Origin of the sequence: Psychrobacter immobilis, from assembly GCF_904846175.1 — a bacterium.
Taxonomy (GTDB): domain Bacteria; phylum Pseudomonadota; class Gammaproteobacteria; order Pseudomonadales; family Moraxellaceae; genus Psychrobacter; species Psychrobacter immobilis_E.
Genome location: NZ_CAJGZM010000002.1, coordinates 395591 through 417511, shown reverse-complemented (window position 1 = coordinate 417511; position 21921 = coordinate 395591). Strand labels below are relative to the sequence as shown.

Below are 21921 nucleotides of genomic sequence, written 5' to 3'. Positions count from 1 at the left end.
CTTTGTGTCCCTGTCGATACCATTGATATTGGCTATGCAAAACAGAAACGAGTGAATGATATGCGTGAATTAAAAAGGAAGACCGAGGAAAACCCACGCACCCGTTAGACAAACCTTACTGCATTTGCCAATGGCAATTATAACAATTTTTACTTACTTTTCGGCAAAAATTACAACATAACTTAGAAAATTCGAGAACAATCCTCATTTCTAGATAGTTGTTTGGCAGTGTCATTTAATAATCCCGAGCATAATAGTGTTATGACAAGCTTGCTTTGTAATCTTGATAATCGAATTCACGCTGGATATCGATACTGCCATCTAAACGACGGATAACAATCGCTGGCATATTAACGCCGTTAAACCAGTTTTTCTTCACCATGGTATATCCTGCAGCATTGCCAAAGGTCACGGTGTCACCTATTTTTAGATTATTTGGCAAGACATATTCACCAAAGATATCGCCTGCCAAACAAGAACGACCATAGATAATCGTATTATCAGCTGATTGAGCATTCTTGCTGATGGGTGCGATATTGGTAGGGTCGATATCAAGAGAGGCAATATTAATTAAATCACTATTAACAGCCACTATCGGCGCTGACTCACGGTAAATTAGCAAATCCAGCATATGCGCTTCAATTGATGAATCTACTACAGCCAAGTTTTTTTCATTGTGCATGGTATCTAATACCGTCGTCACCAATGACCCAGCGCCATGAATGCTCGCCTCACCCGGCTCAAGATAGACTTGTACGCCATATTTTTCGCTAAAGCCTTTTAATCTCTCAGCAAGTTTTTCTAGTGGATAATCAGGCGCAATAAAGTGAATACCACCGCCCAAGCTCACCCATTCGAGCTGCGCCAACATCTCACCAAATCTGTCTTCGATATCCGCTAAGCTTGCGCTAAACGCCTCAAAGCTATCATTTTCACAGTTGTTATGAATCATAACCCCAGTGATATCAGCAAGTACGGCAGTAATCTTATCTTTATCATGCTCACCCAAACGGCTAAAAGGACGCGCAGGGTCAGCGATAATAAAGGACGAGTTGCTGGTCTTTGGATTTAAGCGCAGCCCAACTGGAATGTTTTTTGCCGCGGCTTGATCCTTAAATGCATTCAACTGTGAAATAGAATTAAAAATAATTTTATCGGCATAGTTTAATACCTCATCAATCTCATCCGCGCTATAAGCGACGCTGTAAGCATGAGTTTCTTTTTTATTATAACTGTCTTTACCTTTACCAAAAGTCTCGTAGCCAAGTCTGACTTCATTGAGCGAAGATGACGTCGTACCATGCAGATAAGGCTGCATAACATCAAACACACCCCAAGTCGCAAAACATTTAAGGGCGAGTAAGGCTTTAGCGCCTGATAGCTCGCACAGACGCGCGATAATTTTCATATTAGCAACGATTGCCGCTTCATCAAGCAGATAATATGGCGTTGCTGGCAAAGATGAGTGACTGGTTTCTAACGGGGTTTTTGTATTCATAAGAGGTTACCTAATAGCTGAGGTCGGTATCATGACAGACCTAAATAATTGCGCTATAGTAGACTAAATTCATCATAATTAGAATATCTTATGGCACTCTCGACCGATTATTCGACTGCTAAAAACCCAACCAACCTATCGCATCTCGATCCGCAAAACATCAGTTTAGAGCATCTTCCTGCTGATGCGCGTGCGGTGTTGGACTTTTGGTTCGATAAAGACAATGAGCAGTATTGGTTTGCGCAAAATGATGCTTTTGATAAGCAAATAAAAGACAAATTTGCTGATATTTGGCAAGCGGCTAAACGAGGCGAATGTGTGACGTGGCGTATCGCAGAAGCGCTGACGGATAGCAATAGCTCAATCACCGCTTTGGCGGGACGTTTGGCAGAAATCATCGTTTTGGATCAGTTTTCGCGTAATTTATGTCGTGGTCAAGCGGATGCTTTTGCGCAAGACAGCATGGCCGTAGTATTGGCACAAGAAGCTATTGGGCAGCCGCATTTTGATAAACTACCGGCGCAGTGGCGTAAATTTATTATCATGCCTTTTATGCATTCTGAATCAGCGATGATTCATAAACGCTACCTACCTCTGTTTGAACAATTAAATGATGCCGACACGTTAGAATTCGAGCATCGCCATAAAGACATTATTGAAAAATTTGGCCGTTACCCACATCGTAATGACATCTTAGATCGTGAATCCACTGACGAAGAAGAAGCTTTCTTGGAGCAGCCGAACTCGTCTTTTTAAGTATTTCTTCAGCTTTAAGACATTCTTACTATTGAACGATGAAATAAAAACCACCTATTTATTATAAATAGGTGGTTTTTATATTTAAATGATAGCAAATTTTTACTTAGGCTATTCTACTAAACGTTTTAACAACCTACCTCTTGTCCTTTTCGGTATGTGCTACGTTTTCGAGCGCTTTTTTAACGGGTGCAAAACTACGTCTATGCGCGGTTAATACGCCATATTTTACGATTGCCTCCATGTGAGCGCGAGTCGGATAGCCTTTATGCTTGGCAATGCCAAATTCAGGATGCTCAGCGTCAAGTGCATACATGGTTTTGTCACGGCTTACTTTCGCTAAGATACTGGCTGCGGCAATACTGGTATGACGTGCATCACCTTTCACCCAAGCTTGACAGTCAATTACTGACTCTTTTATACCAAGTTTAGCAAGGCTTGCATAATCTAAATCTGGACAGCGATTGCCATCAATCAACACCTCAAACTGCTTTTCATGCGCCATATTAAGGTGCTTGACAACCATCTTGACTAATATCTCTGAGCATAAACGCATACCTAGCATCGTTGCTTGCAAGATATTCACTTGGTCGATGACCGCTGCGGGTATATCAGCGACGATGTGCCCGACTGCATGCTGCTGTACTAATGGATAAAGAATGTCGCGTTTTTTTTCACTCAGCTGCTTAGAATCTGTCAATATAGATAACGGCGTGCCTTTGAGTGGCTGTGCTTCAATTAGACCTGACCAAGTTGTAGGTAGTATCGCAGCCGCCACATTGACGCTTCCTAGCAGAGGTCCACGCCCTGCCTCATCAACACCAATTTGTAGTGGAGATGGGTGCATGTCTTCTATATTTATCGGATATTGCGTCAATAGCTCAGCAATATTCAACTGACCAGATAACTGTATCGGTGCCGCCAATTGAATATACTGGCCTTTAATATCTACTTGCTCAATAAGAAGGTTGATTGGCGTGAAAGGATTTTCGCTGCAGTATTGGTTACTCATAAAATTGTAATGTCTTATTTATTAATAAATTGAAGTGTTGTTCAAACAATATTGGAGCTACTTTACCGATGCTTAGTGAATTTGGGTTTGGTTTAGTGAGCTTGGGATTGATGATTGTGTTGTAAGAACCACTGCTCAATCACGCTATTAGCAGGGTCATGATTGCTCTGTTGTTGTAATAAATACTTGGTATCAATGAGTGCTTTTAATTGCTCGGCATACGCGCGTGGCTGCAACAGACGCATCACGGTACGACAGATATTATCGCCACTCGCCTGCTCTTGGATAAGCTCTGGCACAATCGCGCTATCTGCCAAAATATTGGGTAAGCCGACATAAGGAACTTTGACCAAACGCTTGGCAATCTGATAAGTCAGCTGATTTAACTGGTAAATCACCACCATTGGACGCTCAAGTAGCATGGCTTCCAAGGTTGCTGTACCCGATGCTAGCATCACCATGTCTGATGCCGCCATCGCCTGCTGACTAAAGGCTGGCTGGCTATCATCATAGACCACCACAATCGCTGCTCGCAGCTGCTCTGAGCGCTTATCAATGACATCTTGTACGATATATTGATGATTTTGATCGACCGTTGGAATGATAAAGCACAGCTTTGGGTCCAATAAAATCAGCTTTTGAATACCATCGAGCATCAATGGCAAAATAGCGGTAATTTCACCACGTCTAGAGCCTGGCATGACACAGATAAGCTGACTGACATCATCAAAGCGGTCGATAAAAAACTGCTGCAAACCATCATTATGCCAGACCAATTCACTACGGCGCTGATTGATGGGTGTCTCTAGCAACGTCTGATCAATAGTGCGTAGTAGCGGATGACCGACACAAATTGCTGGATGATTATGACGCTCATAAACTGGCAGCTCAAATGGGAATAGGCAAAGCACCAGATTGGTTGCCGCTTTAATATTATGAATACGCGACTCACGCCAAGCCCAAATAGAGGGACTGACATATTGTACGCAGAACACCCCTTGCGGCTTTAATTTTTTAGCCACTCTTAAATTAAAATCAGGGGCGTCGATACCGATAAACCAATCAATATTTGCCGTTTTAAATGCTGCTAACAGTTCTCGGCGCGCTCTGAGTAAGTCCGGTAATTGTGCGACCACTTCGACCAAACCCATCACCGCCAAACGTGATAAGGGAAAGATACTTTGCAGCCCTTGCGCTTGCATCTTTGCGCCGCCTACACCGACCCAAATGATATCATCACGTAGGTTATTCATCTGCTGCATAAAATCTGCGCCCAAGCTATCACCTGACACTTCACCAGCGACGATACCTATTACCAATGACGCAGCCGTTACCTCAGGCATTTCATCATAAGCATTATAGGCGTCAAGTGCTGACGTAAAATCAGAAGGTTGGTGAGGCATAGCAGAATCTGTCATGACAAGCTCTCAATATCAAGTTAGTACAATCAAAGCAGTACAGTTAAAATAGTACAAAGAATACAATATGAGTATTATAAAATATAGTATATGCAATCGCTCATAACATACCCATTAACAGCTACTTTAGTAGCATTTATGAGCTATAAGCTTAATTTATAAGGCTCAAATTTGGTTATTTATAAGCTCATCATACGTGACAGTGCTGAAAATAGCTAAATTAGCCAATAAAAGCTCGATAAACACTGTGCACAGGTTTGACGCTCATTGAGTAATAACAGAGAAAACCAAATGTCATTTTGATCTTTGTTAGCCTCAATATATCGCTCAGACTTGGCAATGATAACGAAGTTTTAGCCTCAGCATTCCAGTTAGCAGTCAATTAACTGCACGACTGCCCTTGTCAACCGGCGCTTTTGTCCGCATAATGAAACTCCCTATAAATCAGCTAGACGATATATAATCATGACAACACCAGTTACCCATAATGCAGATATTGACGACGTGAATATTGAAAAATTCATTCCTTTAATCACTCCCGCTGAGCTAAAGTCTGAGCTACCTTTGTCGAAAGACGCCTATAACACGGTCTTAAAAGGTCGCAATACCATCCAAGATATCTTAGATGGTAAAGACAAGCGTCTATTTGTGGTTATTGGTCCCTGCTCTATTCACGATATTAAAGCCGCGCACGAATATGCCGATCGCTTAGCCGTATTGGCAAAAGAGATTGAAGACAGCATCTTCGTTGTGATGCGTGTCTATTTTGAGAAGCCGCGTACCACAGTTGGCTGGAAAGGCATGATTAACGACCCTGATATGAACGATAGCTTTGATATCGAAAAAGGTCTGCGTACTGCCCGTAAGCTACTGCTTGATTTGAATGAAAAAGGTCTGCCGTGCGCCACTGAAGCGTTAGACCCAAATACGCCGCAATACATGCAGGATTTGATTAGCTGGTCAGCGATTGGTGCTCGTACGACCGAAAGCCAAACGCATCGTGAAATGAGCTCAGGCTTATCGTGCCCAGTTGGCTTTAAAAACGGTACAGATGGCGGTATGACGGTTGCTGTTAATGCTATGCAAGCAGTAAAAGAAGGTCATAGCTTCCTTGGCTTATCAGCAGATGGTAAAGTTTCTATCATCAAATCAAAAGGCAACCCTTATGCACACGTGGTACTACGCGGTGGTGATGGCAAGCCTAACTATGATGAAACGGCTGTTGCGCAAGTTGAAAACGAGCTAGCAAAAGGCAAAACCAATAGTAAGATTATGATTGACTCAAGCCATGCCAACTCGGGTAAAGACCCATATCTGCAACCAATGGTCATCCAAAACGTTGCCGAGCAGATTAAAAACGGTAATAAATCTATCATCGGTCTGATGATAGAGAGCCATCTAAAAGGCGGCAATCAAAAGCTGACAGCTGATTTGAGCCAGCTTGAGTATGGCAAGTCTATCACCGATGGTTGCTTAGATTGGGATAGTACGGTCACTGCCATGCACAATCTACGTGATATGGTTAAAGACGTATTGCCGAATCGTTAATAACGATTGGTCATAATAAATCCTTATTGACCACTCAATAAAAAAGCCCGTTTGATATTAGATATCAGACGGGCTTTTTTGTACTTTCTAACTTATTAATCTTCCTTTATAAGCATTAACTTATAAAGTACTGCTCTTTACGCACTTGCAGAACCTTCAGTTGCCGCACCTAAAACACTGTTTAAGCTTTCAATTACATGCTTAGAAGTCGCTTGCTTTTGCAGTTCAATCAACTGCTCATGCGCCATTTGACGACGTGGTTCAGCCAAGGTATTCCAACGTGCCAGCACTTGTAATAAGCGTGAGGCTAACACAGGGTTGGTATCATCTAGCTTTTTAATCACAGCAATATAAATATCTAAGCCTTCATCTGTCCATAAGACCGTTGGCTGCGAGGTAAAGGCACTGATGACCGAACGTACACGGTTGGGCGTATTCCAATCAAAGTCTGCATGCTTAAGCAATGATTGCATCCCATCAGGCGTAACCGTATCGGCAGAGGCTTGCACACTGAACCATAAATCTATGACCAAATCATCATCTTGGAAGCGATTATAAAAGTCCGTCAAATACTCATCAGCGTTTGCCAGTTGATGATTGACCATCGCTTTTAACGCACCAAAACGTTCTGTCATACAGCTGGCATTATCATACTGTTGTTGCGCCCATTCAGCTGCATCGGCAATATCGGCGGTCAATGCCATATCTAACACCACATTACGTAAAGCGCGGGTGCCACGAGCTTCAGCACTATCTTCATAAGCCTGTATGGGTAGCTGTTTATAAAGCGCTGTCCACTGGTCTTTTAACGCTAAGGCTAGCTGTTGATATAAGCCTTCACGCTGTGCTTTTACCAGCTCTGGATCATAGTCTTTGTGAATGGCAGATGCCAACTCTGGCGCTGATGGAATATCAAGCAAACGTGCTGCCAACATCGCATCACTAGCAGCCAACTCCGGTAAGGTCTGCGCCACTGCTTGCAAATATACCTCAGGGCTGCTTTTAGCGCCTTGACCTTGCAGCAAAATTCGATTAACGAGCATTTGCGTCACTTGCCAGCGATTAAAACCATTGTTCTCATATTTTAGCAAAAATGCCAAATCTTCATCTTGATAATCATAATTAAGCTGTACTGGCGCACTAAAATCACGTAGCAGGGATACTACTGGCTCGCTTACTACATTTTCGAAAGTAAAGGTTTGCGTTGCTTGATCGAGTAACAGCATACGCTCAGCGACGATAGCACCAGAATCTTTATCAAATAGTGCGGTCGCTACGGGTATTGGCAATGGTTTTGGTGCATCGAAACCTGCAACCTGACGGGTTTGCTGACTCAAAGTAATGGTCAATGTCTGCGCCGCGCTGTCATAATCTTGGTGCCCAGACACCACAGGCGTACCGGGCTGACGATACCAGTCGATAAAGTCTTCAATTTTGCTATCGGTAATACTGAGCGCTGACAAAAAGTCTTCAACCGTGACCGCTTGCCCATCATAACGACGGAAATACTCATCCGTACCTTTACGGAAATTATCTGGACCTAGCGTATTAGCAATCATACGCACGATTTCAGCACCTTTTTCATAAACCGTCGTGGTATAAAAGTTATTAATCTCAACGAAACTCTCAGGGCGTACAGGGTGCGCTAACGGTCCTGCGTCTTCGGCAAACTGATGCGCGCGCAAGGTTGCCACATCATCGATACGCTGGACGGCACTGGATTGCTGATCGGCTGAGAACGATTGATCCCGATAAACGGTAAAGCCTTCTTTTAAACACAGCTGAAACCAATCACGGCAAGTGATGCGATTGCCCGTCCAGTTATGAAAGTATTCATGGGCAATGATAGATTTAACACTAAAGCTGCGCGAATCTGTGGTTGTCTCAGGACTAGACAAGACACAAGCGGTATTAAAGATATTTAAACCCTTATTTTCCATCGCGCCCATATTAAACTGACTCACGGCAACAATCATATAACGGTCTAAATCATAGGCGCGGCCATAATTGATTTCATCCCATTGCATCGAGTCTTTTAAAGCTTGCATACCGACAGCACATTTATCGATATCTTCAGACTTCGCATAGAGCTCAAGCATTACCTCACGCCCTTCACTGGTCGTATAGCTGTCAGTCAATACATCTAAGTCAGCGATAACGCAAGCAAACAAATAGCTTGGCTTATTGGTCGGGTCTTGCCAAACAGCATAGTGACGCTCAGGCGCATCCACCACTTCACCTGCTTCGAGCAAATTACCATTACTCAATAGCGTTGGAAAACGCTTATCGGCTTCCAAGCGTGTGGTAAATATCGCTAGCACATCAGGGCGGTCTGGATAAAAGGTAATCTTGCGAAAGCCCTCTGGCTCGCACTGGCTGACAAACATAGTATCGTCACCACTGCCGGCAATATATAAGCCTTCAAGCGCCGTATTGGTATGCGGATGGATGCGTACTTGCAGCTGTAATCTGGTGTTTTCTGGCGCATCGGTAATGGTTAATGTGCCATCCGCTTGCGTATAGCGCTCACTAGCAAGCGGCTCATCATTAAGCTTAATAGACATCAGCTCAAGCGCTTCGCCATACAGCACCAAGTCGCCGTCAGTCTGACGTTGCATCACCAAGGTACTATCTACAATGGCATGATCATCAAATAGCTTAATATCCAAATCAACGGTTACGACATCAAAGCTTGGTGGTTTATAATCTTTTAAATGAATTTTACTTGGGGCATGTGGCGGCACATCTGGCATGTCAGGATTAATAATTTGAGCAGCGGTTTCAGTGGCGGACATAGATATTCCTATTATTATTTATGGTAAAAAGCTTTTGATAAAAAAGATTGTGATAAAAAAATATACGATAAAAACGTATGATCAGTTACTTTCAAGCGAGTCATCAATGAGTGCAAATTACATTAAAGTTAAATTTTTAGTGACACCTAGCTACATTGACCTAAAGCACCAAATTTCAAGTACGATGATCAATAAAATCGATTTAAATACTCCTGCTCTACTCTTCGCTCATCGTAATATTGATTATTACATCAACACTAAGATTAAAGGACAAAACTTTAATTAAAATCTACATATCTCTATGTAAGTTCTCGAATTATTTACAGTAATAGTACTTACATAAAGTAACATTTAGTATATGATAGATAGCAATTGCCTAAGTTTTACTAAAAGCAGTTTACAACAACAAATATCATTAAAATTTTAGGAGCTCATTATGTCAACAAGTTTTTCAAAAATCGCTGCCCTAGCAGTATTATCAAGCGCTTTAGTACTAGCTTCAGGTTGTGCTAACAAACGCGCGACTTCAGAAGTTGTGGTTGCCCCACTAGGTATCCCAGGTGGTCAAGCGGGTTATAACGGCGCAGTTATCGTTGGCAACTCAAATGCTGTTATTACTGGTGCCGAAAATCTACAAGCAGTGGTTTACTTTGCTTTTGATAGCAGTGAAATTACCTCACAAGCCGCTGGCGTATTAAATCAACATGCAAGCCTACTAAGCTCAAATCCAAACGCCGGTGTTGTTATCGCTGGTCACACCGATGAGCGCGGTAGCCGTGAATATAATATCGCTCTAGGTGAGCGCCGTGCCCAAGCCGCCCGTGATTACCTAGCTGCCCAAGGCGTTGCGGCAAATAATATCCGTGTTATTAGCTACGGTGAAGAGCGTCCTGCTGCTGCCGGTACGAATGAAGATGCCTATGCACAAAACCGCCGTGCTGAGTTGTCTTACTAATATAGTAGCCATTCAATAAGAATTTATTAGTATTCATTCTTTAGCACTAAGAAGCCTAGCAATCATATTGTTGGGCTTTTTTTATTCTATTACGCTAAGATGAGTTTACAAAAGACCTGAGATTCTGAGAATTTATAATCATAACCAATCATAAAACCCCAAAAACCAAATCTCTTAACCACTATAAGCTATCAGCCTTTACTATAAATAAATGATGCAAACCTTAAACTTACATAATATTCAATATACTCAGCTCAACCCCATGACATGGTGCGCGACAGCTGAAGTAACTGCACCTTTCTCTCAAAATCGCGTGGATTTATTGAGTAATTCACCAGCTCCATCTGCACGCGAAACCGCCTATCATCATCGCCTGCAACAACGCGCTGGCGTGCGCCTTTTATTACAGTCACTACTTGATAATCTAAATATTATTGACAGTTTGGACGATACAATCTTCCCTTATCGACTTGTTGACAGTCAATATTACGTGTGTTTTAGCCATACTGGGGCAAGCAGTAAATTCGCTACTCATAAACATAAGAATGAAAAAGTATTTGAAAATTTAAACAATAAAATCGCGGTTGTCATTAGTTGTCATCGCACTGCAGGCATCGATATAGAACTTAATAATGTTAAATGGCAAGTCGCGCAGCGTTTTTACCATGCCAATGAGATAGCCATATTGCAAACTCTACCAACTGTTCAACGAGATATTATCGCTAAGTTACTATGGCAAATAAAAGAAAGTTTTATCAAGATTTATCAATATAAGCTGGCGCAAGGTTTAGGAATGGATTATTCCTATCTCATTGCTGATTTAATACGTGGCGCTACAAGCAATTCACCTTTACTGGTATTTAGCGATAACAAAAGCAATTACTATATTACTCTGTCACTCTATCAACAAACCGTGATTGTTCATTAACGATTTTTTAATTCAATCAAAGTTGCGCTAAGTTATTTTAGACCAAAAAAAACGACCCTCGAAAGGATCGTTCTTTATTTACTTACTTTTCTTCTAAAAACAGTATTTAAACTGTAATTAGCTTAGAAGCGGTAAGTTGCACCAACTTTAACAATTGGCATCCACTCTAACCAATCTTTATCTTCTAGCTCTTTTTCTGCTTTAGAAGCAACTTGGCCAGCAGTAGTAGTAAGCTTATTGCCGTTTGCATCTACATAGTTAACTACACTGTTAGGATCCTGTGCACGAACGGTTGCATCAGTTTGACCCATGTACGCTGCGCCGATTTCACCAAACAAACCAAAGTTGTTAGTGATATTAGGACGGAAACCGATAGTAGCGTAAGGTGCTAACTTGTTACGGTGTTCCATAGTACCTTGAAGGGTACCTACATCAGCAGAATTATATTGCTGACCATCAATTTTAAAGAAACCACCATCAGCATTTGCAGTTACATCAAGGTCGTTATCAGGTACGATGATACCAGCACCCATTGTGAACCAGTTCGCCATAGGACGTAATTGTACGCCTAAGTACGGGTTGCTAAAATCTGCATCAACGTCATAGTTTACATCACCAGCGTCAAAATCACCGCCGAATAGGTCAGCAACATCGCCGCCTGCCCAACCAGCTTGTAGTTCAGTTTTGTCGTTAAGTGCCCAACCGATGTTAGCACCATAACCTAGTGTACCAACTTCAGCGCTGATAGCAGCTGGATGAGTAACCGTTTGGAAGAAAGTTTTAGTACCACCAACAACAGCACCAGTAGTATTACGTACAACACCAGCATCAGCATTATATGCATAAGCAGGTTGTACTTCATAAGCAACAGCTACTGGTTCAGCTTCGTATACAACTGCGTCATTACCGTCTACAACGATAACTGGCTCAGCTGCTAATGCAGCACTTGATGCTAAAACAGCAGCAGAGATAGCTGTCAATTTAATAAGTTTCATAAATACTCTCCTAAAGTGTGAAATAACTCGCCCATAAAAAATGATAATTTAGCTTCTTTTTAAACGACCATTTTTGTTGAGCTGATTAAAACAATTTTGGCTCCAAAAGTCACCCCCATGGATGCGCTTTTTATTTGCCGTTATGTAAAGATTGCATAGATATTGTAATAATTGCTACACCAACCGGTAAAACTTCGCGTTCCTGTTACACAACACTCTCAAAGCAACCGAATAGTACAAACATGAATATTGAATTGCTTAACGCTCATGTAAAGGTATTACAAAACATGTCAGTATAATGACCTACCTCACACATTAACTCAATTACAGTTATAGAGTTTATTACTACAGTTTGTTTTCGTTTGTGAGTTAACGTATCTAACATTACCTAAACCACAGATTACCTAAAAAACAGATAGGCCAAAAGTACGACCATGTAGGAAATCGGTATGGTACATAAATGTGTTTATATATAATGAGATATAAGCTTGTCTAAGCGCTATATTATGCTAAATTAGACTTAATAATAGATTTGTTTTTAGCCCTTATATTTATCGGCTTTTAACTGACTGATTCCATGTTCGTTTGTTCTTTGTTTTATACTTATTCTTCTTATCGAGCCATTTATATGCCTAAAGTATCGTCGATTACCCGTGTGTTAGAGATTATCGAAGCGGTTTCTTACGCTTCTAAACCCCTCTCACCACTTGAGCTGTCGCAAGAGCTTGATATCCCAAAACCTACTATTCATCGATTGATTCAAAATTTGGTTGATGAAGGGTTTGTTACCGTCGATATTGGCGGCGGTATTATTCCTGGCAAGCGGGTACGTAATTTGAGCGTCGAGCTTTGGCAACAGCGTCAATTCTTTAATGAGCGTCAGATAATTCTGCACAAATTGGTTGATGAGATTAAAGAGACCTGTGGTATTGCCATTCCTTATCAAATGGACATGATGTATACCAATCGAGCTAACACCTCTTTACCCTTGCAAATTTATCTCCCTGTAGGCGCAAAATCACCGATGTGGTGTACGGCCACGGGTAAGTTGTATCTAAGCCAATTATCTGCGACTAGCCGCGCTAAAATACTGCAAGGCCTACCGCTAGATAAATTCACCAAGAATACGATTACTGATATTGATGCGTTAAATGCCGAGCTTGATAGTATCGCTGAGACGGGTATCGGTATCGATAACGAAGAGTTTATCTCAGAGATGGTCGCGGTGTCGGTACCGGTATTGGATAAAAAATCACGCTATTTAGCATCCTTATATATTCATGCCCCAACCATCCGTGTGTCATTAGATGAGCTAATGACACACGTGCCGCGTTTGCAAACGGCAGCGCAGGATATTCAGGCGTTGGTGTATGAGCTACAAAACTAAAATCTGTATATTGCTAAATAAAAAAAGGTCTGCGCTATAAAACTAGCGCAGACCTTTTTTATACTTTGTTGATAGAATGATGACAATTAGCAAACACACTCTATTCAAAATTGATTAATCATTTTAAGTGTTTGGAGCATTAAGACAATACCGAACTATCATGACGCGCCATAATACTAGAAAAATCTTTATCGCCATTTTCTACCGTATGTGCTTCATAAAGCTCTGTCGCTTTGGCTCCCATTGGCGTCTCAACATTGGTATCCTGAGCCGTTTGCATAGCAAGGTTAAGATCCTTTTGCATCAGCTTACTCATAAAGCCGCCTTTATAACCATTGCTAGAGGGGACATTTTCCATCACTTGCGGATAAGGGTTATAGACCTCTAACGTCCAGTTACGACCTGAGCTTTGTAGCATAATATCTGACAACACTTTAGGGTCTAAACCGTTCTTGACTCCTAAGTTAATCGCCTCTGCCGTTCCCGCCATTAGAATACCTAACAGCATGTTGTTGCAGATTTTCGCCACTTGTCCGGCACCATGGTCGCCAGCATGAAAGATATTCTTGCCCATAACAGCGAGTATCGGTCCGGCTTTAGCAAATGCATCTTCACTACCACCGACAATAAAGGTTAACGTACCAGCGATGGCGCCGCCCGTACCGCCGGAGACTGGTGCATCTAAAAAGTCGATACCAAGCTTACTTGCTGCTTCTGCTACCAATCTTGCATCAGCTGCTGCGATGGTACTGCTATCGATGACTAATGTGCCTTTTGGTAGTTCTGCTAATAAGCCGTTATCTCCATCATCGCCTAAATAAACAGAATGGACGTGCTTGCCCGCAGGCAACATACTAATGACGACTTGCGCATTACGCGCAGCGTCTTTAGGGTTATCAGCCACACTAGCACCTGCTTGTTCTAAACGTTTGCTCGCCTCCTCAGACAAGTCATAGACAGAGAGCATATAACCTGCCTTTAACAAGTTTTCTGCCATCGGTGCACCCATATTACCAAGACCAATAAAGGATATATTTGGCTTGGCAGTATTGCTATTGGTCGTAACCGTATTCTTTGTTTCTTGATTACTTAGATCTGTATCCTTTGTACCCATCTCATCGCTCCTTGATGATTGCTTATTATTTATACATATATGTATGTAGACAGTGCTACATAGAGTCTTACGTTTCTTAATTTATACCTGATTTTTATAATGAGCATACAAGCCTTTAGCGCACAAGCTGGCTACCTAACGCTTCGTCACCCAACCAATTATCTAAGGGATGCTCACCTTTAGCATAAGGATTCACAAAATGCTGATGAATGTATGCTTGCCCTTCGGTGCTGAGACAGTCTGCTAGTGAACGCGACCATTGTGGATTACGGTCTTTATCAATCAGTAGCGCACGTACGCCTTCTTTAAAGTCAGGATTGGCCGCACAATGTACGGCTACGTTAGCCTCTAAATACAGCACTTGCTCTAGCGATAAGTCAGTGACTTTATGATAAAGCGCATAGGTCAGCGCTGCAGTCACTGGGCAGCCATGTCGATAGGTTGCTACGGCTCGCTGCGTCCAACTGTCGGCAGCAAAATCTGCATCAAGTTGTGTAAGCGCTTCGTCGCTTTGTAGGAGTGCATCAATATCTCCCAAGCCACCGCTGTTCATCAGCTGCTGGATAGCACTCCAATGCTGTGCAAGCTTACTAGCAGGCAATTTAGCAACTGGTTGCGCTGCCAGTGCGCGGCTCACGATACTATGGGCGATATTGTTATGATATTGATCTGTGCTACCAGCTGTGGCTTGCCAATCGCTCTGCTTTAGGCGTTGGATGATGGCATCATAATCATCACTGGCGACGGCATACTCTGCCAGATTGGCCAATAGGGCATCATTGCCATTACACATCGCACCCGTTAGCCCTAAGAACAAACCTGTTTTAGCTGGCATACGCTGCAAAAACCAACTGCCAGAGGCATCAGGGAACAGTCCAATGGTAATCTCAGGCATCGCAAAACGGGTGCGCTCAGTGACCAGACGATGACTACAACCTGCCATCAAGCCCATACCGCCACCCATAATAATGCCATCACCCCACAGGATAAGCGGCTTAGGGTAAAAGTGCATCTGTCGATAAAGGTTGTACTCACTACCAAAGAACTCTGTCGCATAAGGGTTTGGCAGTGGTGCTGTCTCTGACATACTGTCATAGAGCTTACGGATATCACCGCCAGCACAAAACGCCTTATCGCCCGCCCCTTTTAATACCAATGCCACTATCTGATCGTCACGTTGCCACTGCTCTAGCTGCTCGGCTAATAACTGACACATCTCAACGCTGAGGGCATTTAGAGATTTGGGCGTGTTTAACGTCATTATCCCAATTAAATGACCACAATCTGTCGGCTCAGTATTAAACAATACCGGTGCTTCTTGTTCTTTGTTTTCTGTTACTGCTGTCATAAAAGAGACCTACCAAAATTAAAATGAGTAAAGTAAATATTAAGACATGCCTACGGGCTATTTATTTTGCCAAGTGGGTTTGCGCTTTTCTAAGAATGCTTGCACGCCTTCGCGCTGATCTTTGGTGTCGAATAACTTAACAAAAGCTTCGCGCTCATGGATAAGGTTTTGGGCAGGTGGGGTGTTTCTCGCCGCTTGGATAAGCTGTTTAGAACAACTGACGGCAACAGGTGATTGCTTAGCGACTTTTTGCGCCAATGCTTGCGCCGCTAATAAACCACCACCTTTTACCGTGACTTCTTCGACTAAACCAATGCGTAATGCGGTATCAGCATCGACGCGCTCACCGCATAATATCATGCGCTTTGCCCAGCCTTCGCCAACCAACATAGTCAGGTTTTGTGTGCCACCAGCGCACGGCAATAAGCCAACGCCTGTCTCGGGCAATGCCATCTGTGCATGCGCTTCTGCGATACGGATATCACAGGCCAGCGCGCACTCAAGTCCACCACCCATCGCATAACCGTTGATGACCGCGATGCTAACGCTGCGATAGGCTGATAGCGCTTCAAACGCTTCACCAAAAGCGATAGCCATGCTGATGGCACGACCTTTATCACCATCTGCAAAATTATTTAAATCTGCACCAGCTGAAAAGAACTTCTCACCATCGCCATGAATAATTAAGGCATAAACATCATCATTCGCATTGAGGTCAGAAACCAGCTGCTTGAGCGCTGGTAGACTTTCCATCGTCCATGTATGAGCTGGTGGGTTGTTCAATGTCACGGTAGCAGTATGACCGTCAATCGATAATTGAAGATTGGTATAATCCGTCATGATCAAACATCCTTATCATAAAATCATTTTATTCATAAAAACAGGTTAGCGTAATTGGCTTAACGCATCATCTTGTAGCAGCTGACGCGAGACTATCACGCGCATAATCTCATTGGTGCCTTCCAAAATCTGATGGACACGCAAATCTCGCACATGGCGCTCAAGCGGATACTCATTTAGATAGCCATAGCCACCATGTAATTGCAGGGCTTCGTTAGCAACATCAAAACAAAGATCTGTAGAAAGACGCTTGGCCATAGCACAGTAGGTAGATGCTTGCCCGTCATTGTTATCGACTTTATTAGCCGCTAAATACAGCATTTGCCGTGCGGTAATGGTTTGAGTGAGCATATCAGCCAGTTTAAACTGTACTGATTGTAGGCTGGCAATCGGCCTACCAAATTGGCTGCGTTCTTGCACGTAATTGGTTGCTGTTTCTAGTGCAGACTGCGCGGTACCCACTGCACAGATACCGATATTAATACGACCGCCATCTAAACCTTTCATAGCGATACGAAAACCTTGGCCTTCATCGCCGATTAAATTCTCTACTGGCACTTTGACGTCTTTAAAGCTGATGGTGCGCGTTGGCTGCGCCTTCCAGCCCATTTTATGCTCATTTTTCCCATACTCGATACCGGCGCTATCAGCGTCTACTAAAAAAGCTGAAATGCCTTTTGGCCCTGTACCACCTGTGCGAGCCATCACTACTAAGACATCGGTCGAGCCTGCGCCTGAAATAAAGGTTTTTTCCCCATTGAGTACGTAATGGTCGCCTTGCTTATCAGCTTTGGTACGTAACGATGCGGCATCAGAACCGGCGTTCGGCTCAGTTAAGCAGTAGCTACCAAGCCACTCACCGCTGACCATATTGGGCAAATACTTCTTACACAAAGCATCACTACCGTACTCACCGATCATCCAGCCCGCCATATTATGAATACTCATATAGGCAGCAACCGCCGTATCACCCCATGCCAGTTCTTCAAAAACCATGGCAGAGTCTAAGCGTGGCAATCCCAAACCATCATATTCTGGATTGGTATATAGCCCCAAAAAGCCAAGTTCGCCTGATTTTTTAATCACATCGACTGGGAAATGCGAGGTGCGATCCCATTCAGCCGCATTGGGCCTTAGCTCTCTTTGGGCAAACTGTCTGGCAGTTTGGCGAAAGGCAATTTGATCTTCGGTCAGTGAAAAATCCATAGGGTCATCCTTGTGCTTAAAAAAGCAAATATGGTGGAGAGAGTTTAGTAAAGTATCAATTTAAAGTCACTTCTATAATGCCACTTATGAATGTCACTCATAATAGCAGCGGCATAACGAAAATCACAAAATCATGCATTAATGTTTAAAAAACTATAGTAAACAAGATGGACGTTACACCGCTAATATAGTGAATTAATGATTAAATTGAAATAGTGGTATTAACCCCGCGGCTCGCCTCATCATCAAACCAGCGCGCTGTAACGGTCTTGGTTTGAGTATAGAATTGCACAGCCTGCTTACCATAAGGACCGAGATCACCAAGTTTACTAGCACGCGAGCCTGAGAATGAGAACATTGGTAGTGGCACAGGAATTGGCAAGTTAATACCGATTTGACCCACTTGCACATCCTGTTGGAACTTATGCGCAGCAGCCCCTGACTGGGTAAAGATAGCGGTACCATTACCATGTGGATTGGCATTTAGCAGCTCAATCGCTTCATCAAGGTCGGCTGCACGCATGATACACAGTACAGGTCCAAAGATTTCTTCTTTATAAATTTGCATATCCGCAGTGACGTTATCAAAGATAGTAGGTCCTACAAAGTTGCCCTTCTCATAACCTTCAACCGTAATACCGCGACCATCAAGAATCAAACTAGCCCCTTCTTCTACACCAGTACCAATCAAATGCTCGACGCGGGCTTTTGCCGCAGGAGAAATCAGCGGACCTAAATCTTTATCATGCTTACCCGCTGATACAACCAAGCCTTCAGATTTGGCTTTGATATCATCAATCCACTCACCTGCTGCACCTACTAGTACCACGACTGACAGCGCCATACAACGTTGCCCAGCAGCACCAAAGGCAGCACCCGCTAGCTGATTAAGCGTTTGCTCTTTATTGGCATCTGGCAGGATAACACCGTGATTTTTTGCGCCCATCATACACTGAGCACGTTTGCCCGATTTACTAGCACGCTCATAGACGTGTTTACCGACATTGGTAGAGCCAACAAATGAAACCGCTTTGATGTCTGGGTGATCACAAATAGCATCAACCGTCGCCTTGCCACCATGAACCACGTTTAGTACGCCTTCAGGCACACCCGCTTCAACGGCTAGCTCAACCAAACGCATAGTGACCATAGGATCTTGTTCAGAAGGCTTAAGGATAAAGGTGTTGCCCGTGGCAATCGCCATTGGGAACATCCATAACGGAATCATCGCTGGAAAGTTAAACGGTGTAATGCCTGCGCAGACGCCAAGTGGCTGCCAAATGCTGTAAGTATCAACGCCTGAGGCGACGTTTTCAACGAAATCACCAATCTGCAAGTTAGCAATACCAGCGGCATGCTCAACCACTTCTAAGCCACGAAATACATCACCGCGCGCATCAGCAATCGTTTTGCCTTGCTCGGCCGTTAAGATTTCTGCCAGCTCGTCCATATGTTCACGTATCAATGCTTGATACCTTAAGAAGATACGGGCGCGGGTGGTAATTGGCGTTTTTCGCCAAGTTTGAAAAGCCGTTTGAGCGGCCGCGACTGCTTGGTTAATCTCATCATCGGTGGTTTGCGGAACTTTAGCGATGACTTCCTGCGTGGCAGGATCGGTAATATCAATCCATTCGCTAGTATTAGAATCAACAAATTGACCATTGATGAGCTGCTGAACGTGGTGCATAAGATTTCCTTATCTTGTTTACCGGACTGCCGTGTGACGGTGTCTTCGTGTGCGTAAAAGATGTTAAAAATAATAAGTTTTTAGCAATCAAATATAATTTTAAAATGATTTATTTTGTATCGTTATTGACTATAACAATAAAACAATTTTAGGGTCAAGCTCTTTATGTTGCTTTTAGCAAAGTTAATGTTAATGTCCGATTTCTTTATCATTACCAGTAAATTATTGGCGACAATAAAAAAGCCCATGACGATTCATGAGCTTTTTTAGATAAAGGCTATTTTAAAATATAGCTAAAAATGTGCTTAGTAATCTTTCATAGACTGTTTAATGGCCTCAATCGCTGTTGGATTATCCAGTGTAGACATATCACCTGTCTCATTACCTTCTGCTAAAGCACGAATAGCACGGCGTAAGATTTTACCAGAACGCGTCTTTGGTAATGCTTGCGGGAAATAAATCGCCGCTGGCCTTGCAATACCGCCAAGGGATTTGACCACTGCACCAATGACCTGCTGCTCAATGCGGAAGCGGTTTTCTGTCGTTGCCACTTGCTCGTGATCTTTGAGCACACAGAAGGCGATGGGCAATTCGCCTTTTAACTCATCTTGGATACCGACGACCGCACACTCCGCCATTTCTGGATGGGTACTGATCGCCTCTTCAATCTCTTGCGTCCCAATACGATGACCGGCAACGTTAATCACATCATCGGTACGTCCTAATATATAAAAATAACCGTCTTTGTCAGTCACGGCATAGTCTGAGGTCGAGTATTGCTTGCCGTCAAATAAACCAAAATAACTGCTAATAAAGCGCTCGTCATTACGCCATACTGTGGTGAGACAACCGGGCGGCAGTGGTGCACGAATCGCTAGCAGACCTTTTTCACCTGCAGCACAAGGCTCGCCTGTTTCTTCATTAATGACATGCGTATCATAGCCATACATGGGATATCCCGGTGAGCCTTGTTTGTGCGGTTTATGATTAAACTTGGGCGTATTACTTAGAATCGGCCAACCCGATTCTGTCTGCCAGTAATGATCTAAAATTGGCACCCCTAAATGTTTAGTCAGCCAATTGGCCGTTGACTCATCAAGTGGCTCACCTGCTAAAAAGAACGACTTGACGCTTGAAACATCATAGCGCGTCATCCAAGTCTCATCTTGTTTTTTGAGCATACGTACACCGGTCGGTGCGGTGAATAAGATATTCACTTTATTGGCTTCGACAATGCGCCACCAGATACCTGGATTTGGGCGATGCGGTAAGCCTTCATACATGATACTGGTCATGCCAGCGAGCAATGGTGCATAAATGGTATAAGAATGCCCAACGGCCCAGCCGATATCTGATATTGCCCAAAACGTCTCGCCCGCCTTGCCATCGTAGATATAATCCATCGACGTCGTCAGTGCCACTGCATGACCGCCGGTATCGCGTTGCACGCCTTTTGGCGTACCAGTGGTACCTGAGGTATAAAGCAAATAAGAGGGCGTGTTAGATTCTAACCAAACTGGTTCGACAATAGCACTGGCTTCACAGCTGATGCGGCGCTGGGTTGCATAATCCACATCAATAGCTTTTTTCTCAAACGGCAACACACCGCGATTAACGACTAATACATGCTCTGGCTTGACTGTTGCTTGCTCGACGCCTTGATTGACGAGGCTCTTATAATTAATAACTTTACCGCCTCGCAGACCTGCATCGACAGTGATAACCATTTTTGCTTCGGCATCATCCATACGAATAGCCAGATTATGCGCGGCAAAGCCACCAAACACCACTGAATGCACCGCACCAATACGAGCGCAGGCTAACATCGCGTAAGCGGCTTCTAGTATCATCGGCATATAGATAATGACGCGATCGCCTTGCTTAATACCGTGACGCTGTAGTACATCTGCGAAATAATTGACTTCTTTATAAAGATCGTTGTAAGTCAGGCGACGCTTGGTATAGTCAGTATAAAACTCAACGTTATTGCCCAAATCTTTAAACGCATTAACCACAGCGGGGAAGGTTTCTATTAATTCTTGATTAATCTCAGATGAGAGCCAGATAAAAGCATCCTGCTCTGCGCGTTCTTCAAGGTGACGATCGACACAGTTATAGCAGAGATTGGTTTCACCGCCGACGTACCATTTGGCAAACGGCAAATTGCTGTCATCAAGAATTTGCTCAGGCTCTTTATGCCAATAAATACGCTTAGCTTGCTCTGCCCAAAACTGCGCTTTATTTTCAATAGAGGAGCGATAAATATCAGCAAAGGTTTGATTGTTAGTTGGCGCTTGAGAGGTCTGGGTTGAAGTTTGGTTGGTCACTGCAGTGGCGGTTTGCTCGCTCATAATAGCTGTCCTTAGCATAAATGATGGGTGATGCGATATATGTATCCGATAATATCATAATATAAGACTGGCTATCCCGGCCA

The 21921-nt window shown here is 43.3% G+C and carries 16 protein-coding genes; 5 read left to right on the top strand and 11 right to left on the bottom strand.

Features of this window, described 5'->3' with window-relative positions; translation table 11 throughout:
- Positions 1-259: 259 nt before the first annotated feature.
- Positions 260-1498: a carboxynorspermidine decarboxylase gene (locus JMW39_RS04270; protein WP_227679254.1), complete on the bottom strand. Its 1239-nt coding sequence runs from the start codon at positions 1496-1498 to the stop codon at positions 260-262.
- A gap of 90 nt (positions 1499-1588) precedes the next feature.
- On the opposite strand from JMW39_RS04270, the gene JMW39_RS04265 reads away from it, so the two are divergent.
- Complete coding sequence (locus tag JMW39_RS04265; RefSeq protein ID WP_201544138.1) at positions 1589-2254, top strand: DUF924 family protein; 666 nt, start codon at positions 1589-1591, stop codon at positions 2252-2254.
- Positions 2255-2390: 136 nt separating this feature from the next.
- On the opposite strand, the gene JMW39_RS04260 is transcribed toward JMW39_RS04265, so the two are convergent.
- Positions 2391-3266 carry a ribonuclease HII gene (locus JMW39_RS04260; protein WP_201544136.1) on the bottom strand — a complete coding sequence of 292 codons (876 nt, stop codon included), beginning with the start codon at positions 3264-3266 and terminating at the stop codon, positions 2391-2393.
- 92 nt (positions 3267-3358) lie between these two features.
- Positions 3359-4609 (bottom strand): lipid-A-disaccharide synthase, encoded by a 1251-nt coding sequence (lpxB, locus tag JMW39_RS04255; RefSeq protein WP_201544301.1) that lies wholly within the window; start codon positions 4607-4609, stop codon positions 3359-3361.
- A gap of 540 nt (positions 4610-5149) precedes the next feature.
- Here lpxB and JMW39_RS04250 point away from each other — a divergent pair.
- The gene (locus JMW39_RS04250) at positions 5150-6232 is read left to right on the top strand and encodes a 3-deoxy-7-phosphoheptulonate synthase (RefSeq protein ID WP_201544134.1); all 1083 of its coding nucleotides are present in this window, start codon (positions 5150-5152) and stop codon (positions 6230-6232) included.
- Between the two features lie 137 nt (positions 6233-6369).
- Here JMW39_RS04250 and pepN read toward each other — a convergent pair whose 3' ends face one another.
- Positions 6370-8985 carry an aminopeptidase N gene (pepN, locus tag JMW39_RS04245; RefSeq protein WP_227679323.1) on the bottom strand — a complete coding sequence of 872 codons (2616 nt, stop codon included), beginning with the start codon at positions 8983-8985 and terminating at the stop codon, positions 6370-6372.
- A gap of 478 nt (positions 8986-9463) precedes the next feature.
- Between pepN and pal the strand changes: the two genes are divergently transcribed.
- Positions 9464-9982: a peptidoglycan-associated lipoprotein Pal gene (gene pal / locus JMW39_RS04240; RefSeq protein WP_201544127.1), complete on the top strand. Its 519-nt coding sequence runs from the start codon at positions 9464-9466 to the stop codon at positions 9980-9982.
- A 211-nt stretch (positions 9983-10193) separates the two neighbouring features.
- Positions 10194-10910, top strand: coding sequence for a 4'-phosphopantetheinyl transferase superfamily protein (locus JMW39_RS04235; protein ID WP_227679244.1), 717 nt, complete (start codon positions 10194-10196; stop codon positions 10908-10910).
- Between the two features lie 122 nt (positions 10911-11032).
- Here the strand turns inward: JMW39_RS04235 and JMW39_RS04230 are convergent, their stop codons facing one another.
- Positions 11033-11905 carry a hypothetical protein gene (locus JMW39_RS04230; protein ID WP_201544126.1) on the bottom strand — a complete coding sequence of 291 codons (873 nt, stop codon included), beginning with the start codon at positions 11903-11905 and terminating at the stop codon, positions 11033-11035.
- 628 nt (positions 11906-12533) lie between these two features.
- On the opposite strand from JMW39_RS04230, the gene JMW39_RS04225 reads away from it, so the two are divergent.
- Positions 12534-13292: an IclR family transcriptional regulator gene (locus JMW39_RS04225; RefSeq protein ID WP_201544125.1), complete on the top strand. Its 759-nt coding sequence runs from the start codon at positions 12534-12536 to the stop codon at positions 13290-13292.
- Positions 13293-13431: 139 nt separating this feature from the next.
- Here the strand turns inward: JMW39_RS04225 and mmsB are convergent, their stop codons facing one another.
- The 6 genes from mmsB to JMW39_RS04195 all read right to left on the bottom strand — a co-directional run bounded on the left by mmsB (position 13432) and on the right by JMW39_RS04195 (position 21838).
- Complete coding sequence (gene mmsB, locus JMW39_RS04220; RefSeq protein ID WP_201544124.1) at positions 13432-14406, bottom strand: 3-hydroxyisobutyrate dehydrogenase; 975 nt, start codon at positions 14404-14406, stop codon at positions 13432-13434.
- A 115-nt stretch (positions 14407-14521) separates the two neighbouring features.
- Complete coding sequence (locus JMW39_RS04215) at positions 14522-15754, bottom strand: enoyl-CoA hydratase/isomerase family protein (RefSeq protein ID WP_201544122.1); 1233 nt, start codon at positions 15752-15754, stop codon at positions 14522-14524.
- Positions 15755-15811: 57 nt separating this feature from the next.
- A complete protein-coding gene (locus tag JMW39_RS04210) occupies positions 15812-16594 on the bottom strand; it encodes an enoyl-CoA hydratase (protein ID WP_201544120.1) in 783 nt (260 codons plus the stop codon).
- Between the two features lie 45 nt (positions 16595-16639).
- Positions 16640-17800 carry an acyl-CoA dehydrogenase family protein gene (locus JMW39_RS04205; RefSeq protein WP_201544118.1) on the bottom strand — a complete coding sequence of 387 codons (1161 nt, stop codon included), beginning with the start codon at positions 17798-17800 and terminating at the stop codon, positions 16640-16642.
- Between the two features lie 202 nt (positions 17801-18002).
- Positions 18003-19487, bottom strand: a complete 1485-nt coding sequence (locus JMW39_RS04200; protein ID WP_201544116.1) for a CoA-acylating methylmalonate-semialdehyde dehydrogenase — start codon at positions 19485-19487, stop codon at positions 18003-18005.
- A 305-nt stretch (positions 19488-19792) separates the two neighbouring features.
- Positions 19793-21838, bottom strand: coding sequence for a propionate--CoA ligase (locus JMW39_RS04195; protein ID WP_201544114.1), 2046 nt, complete (start codon positions 21836-21838; stop codon positions 19793-19795).
- Between the last annotated feature and the right edge of the window lie 83 nt (positions 21839-21921).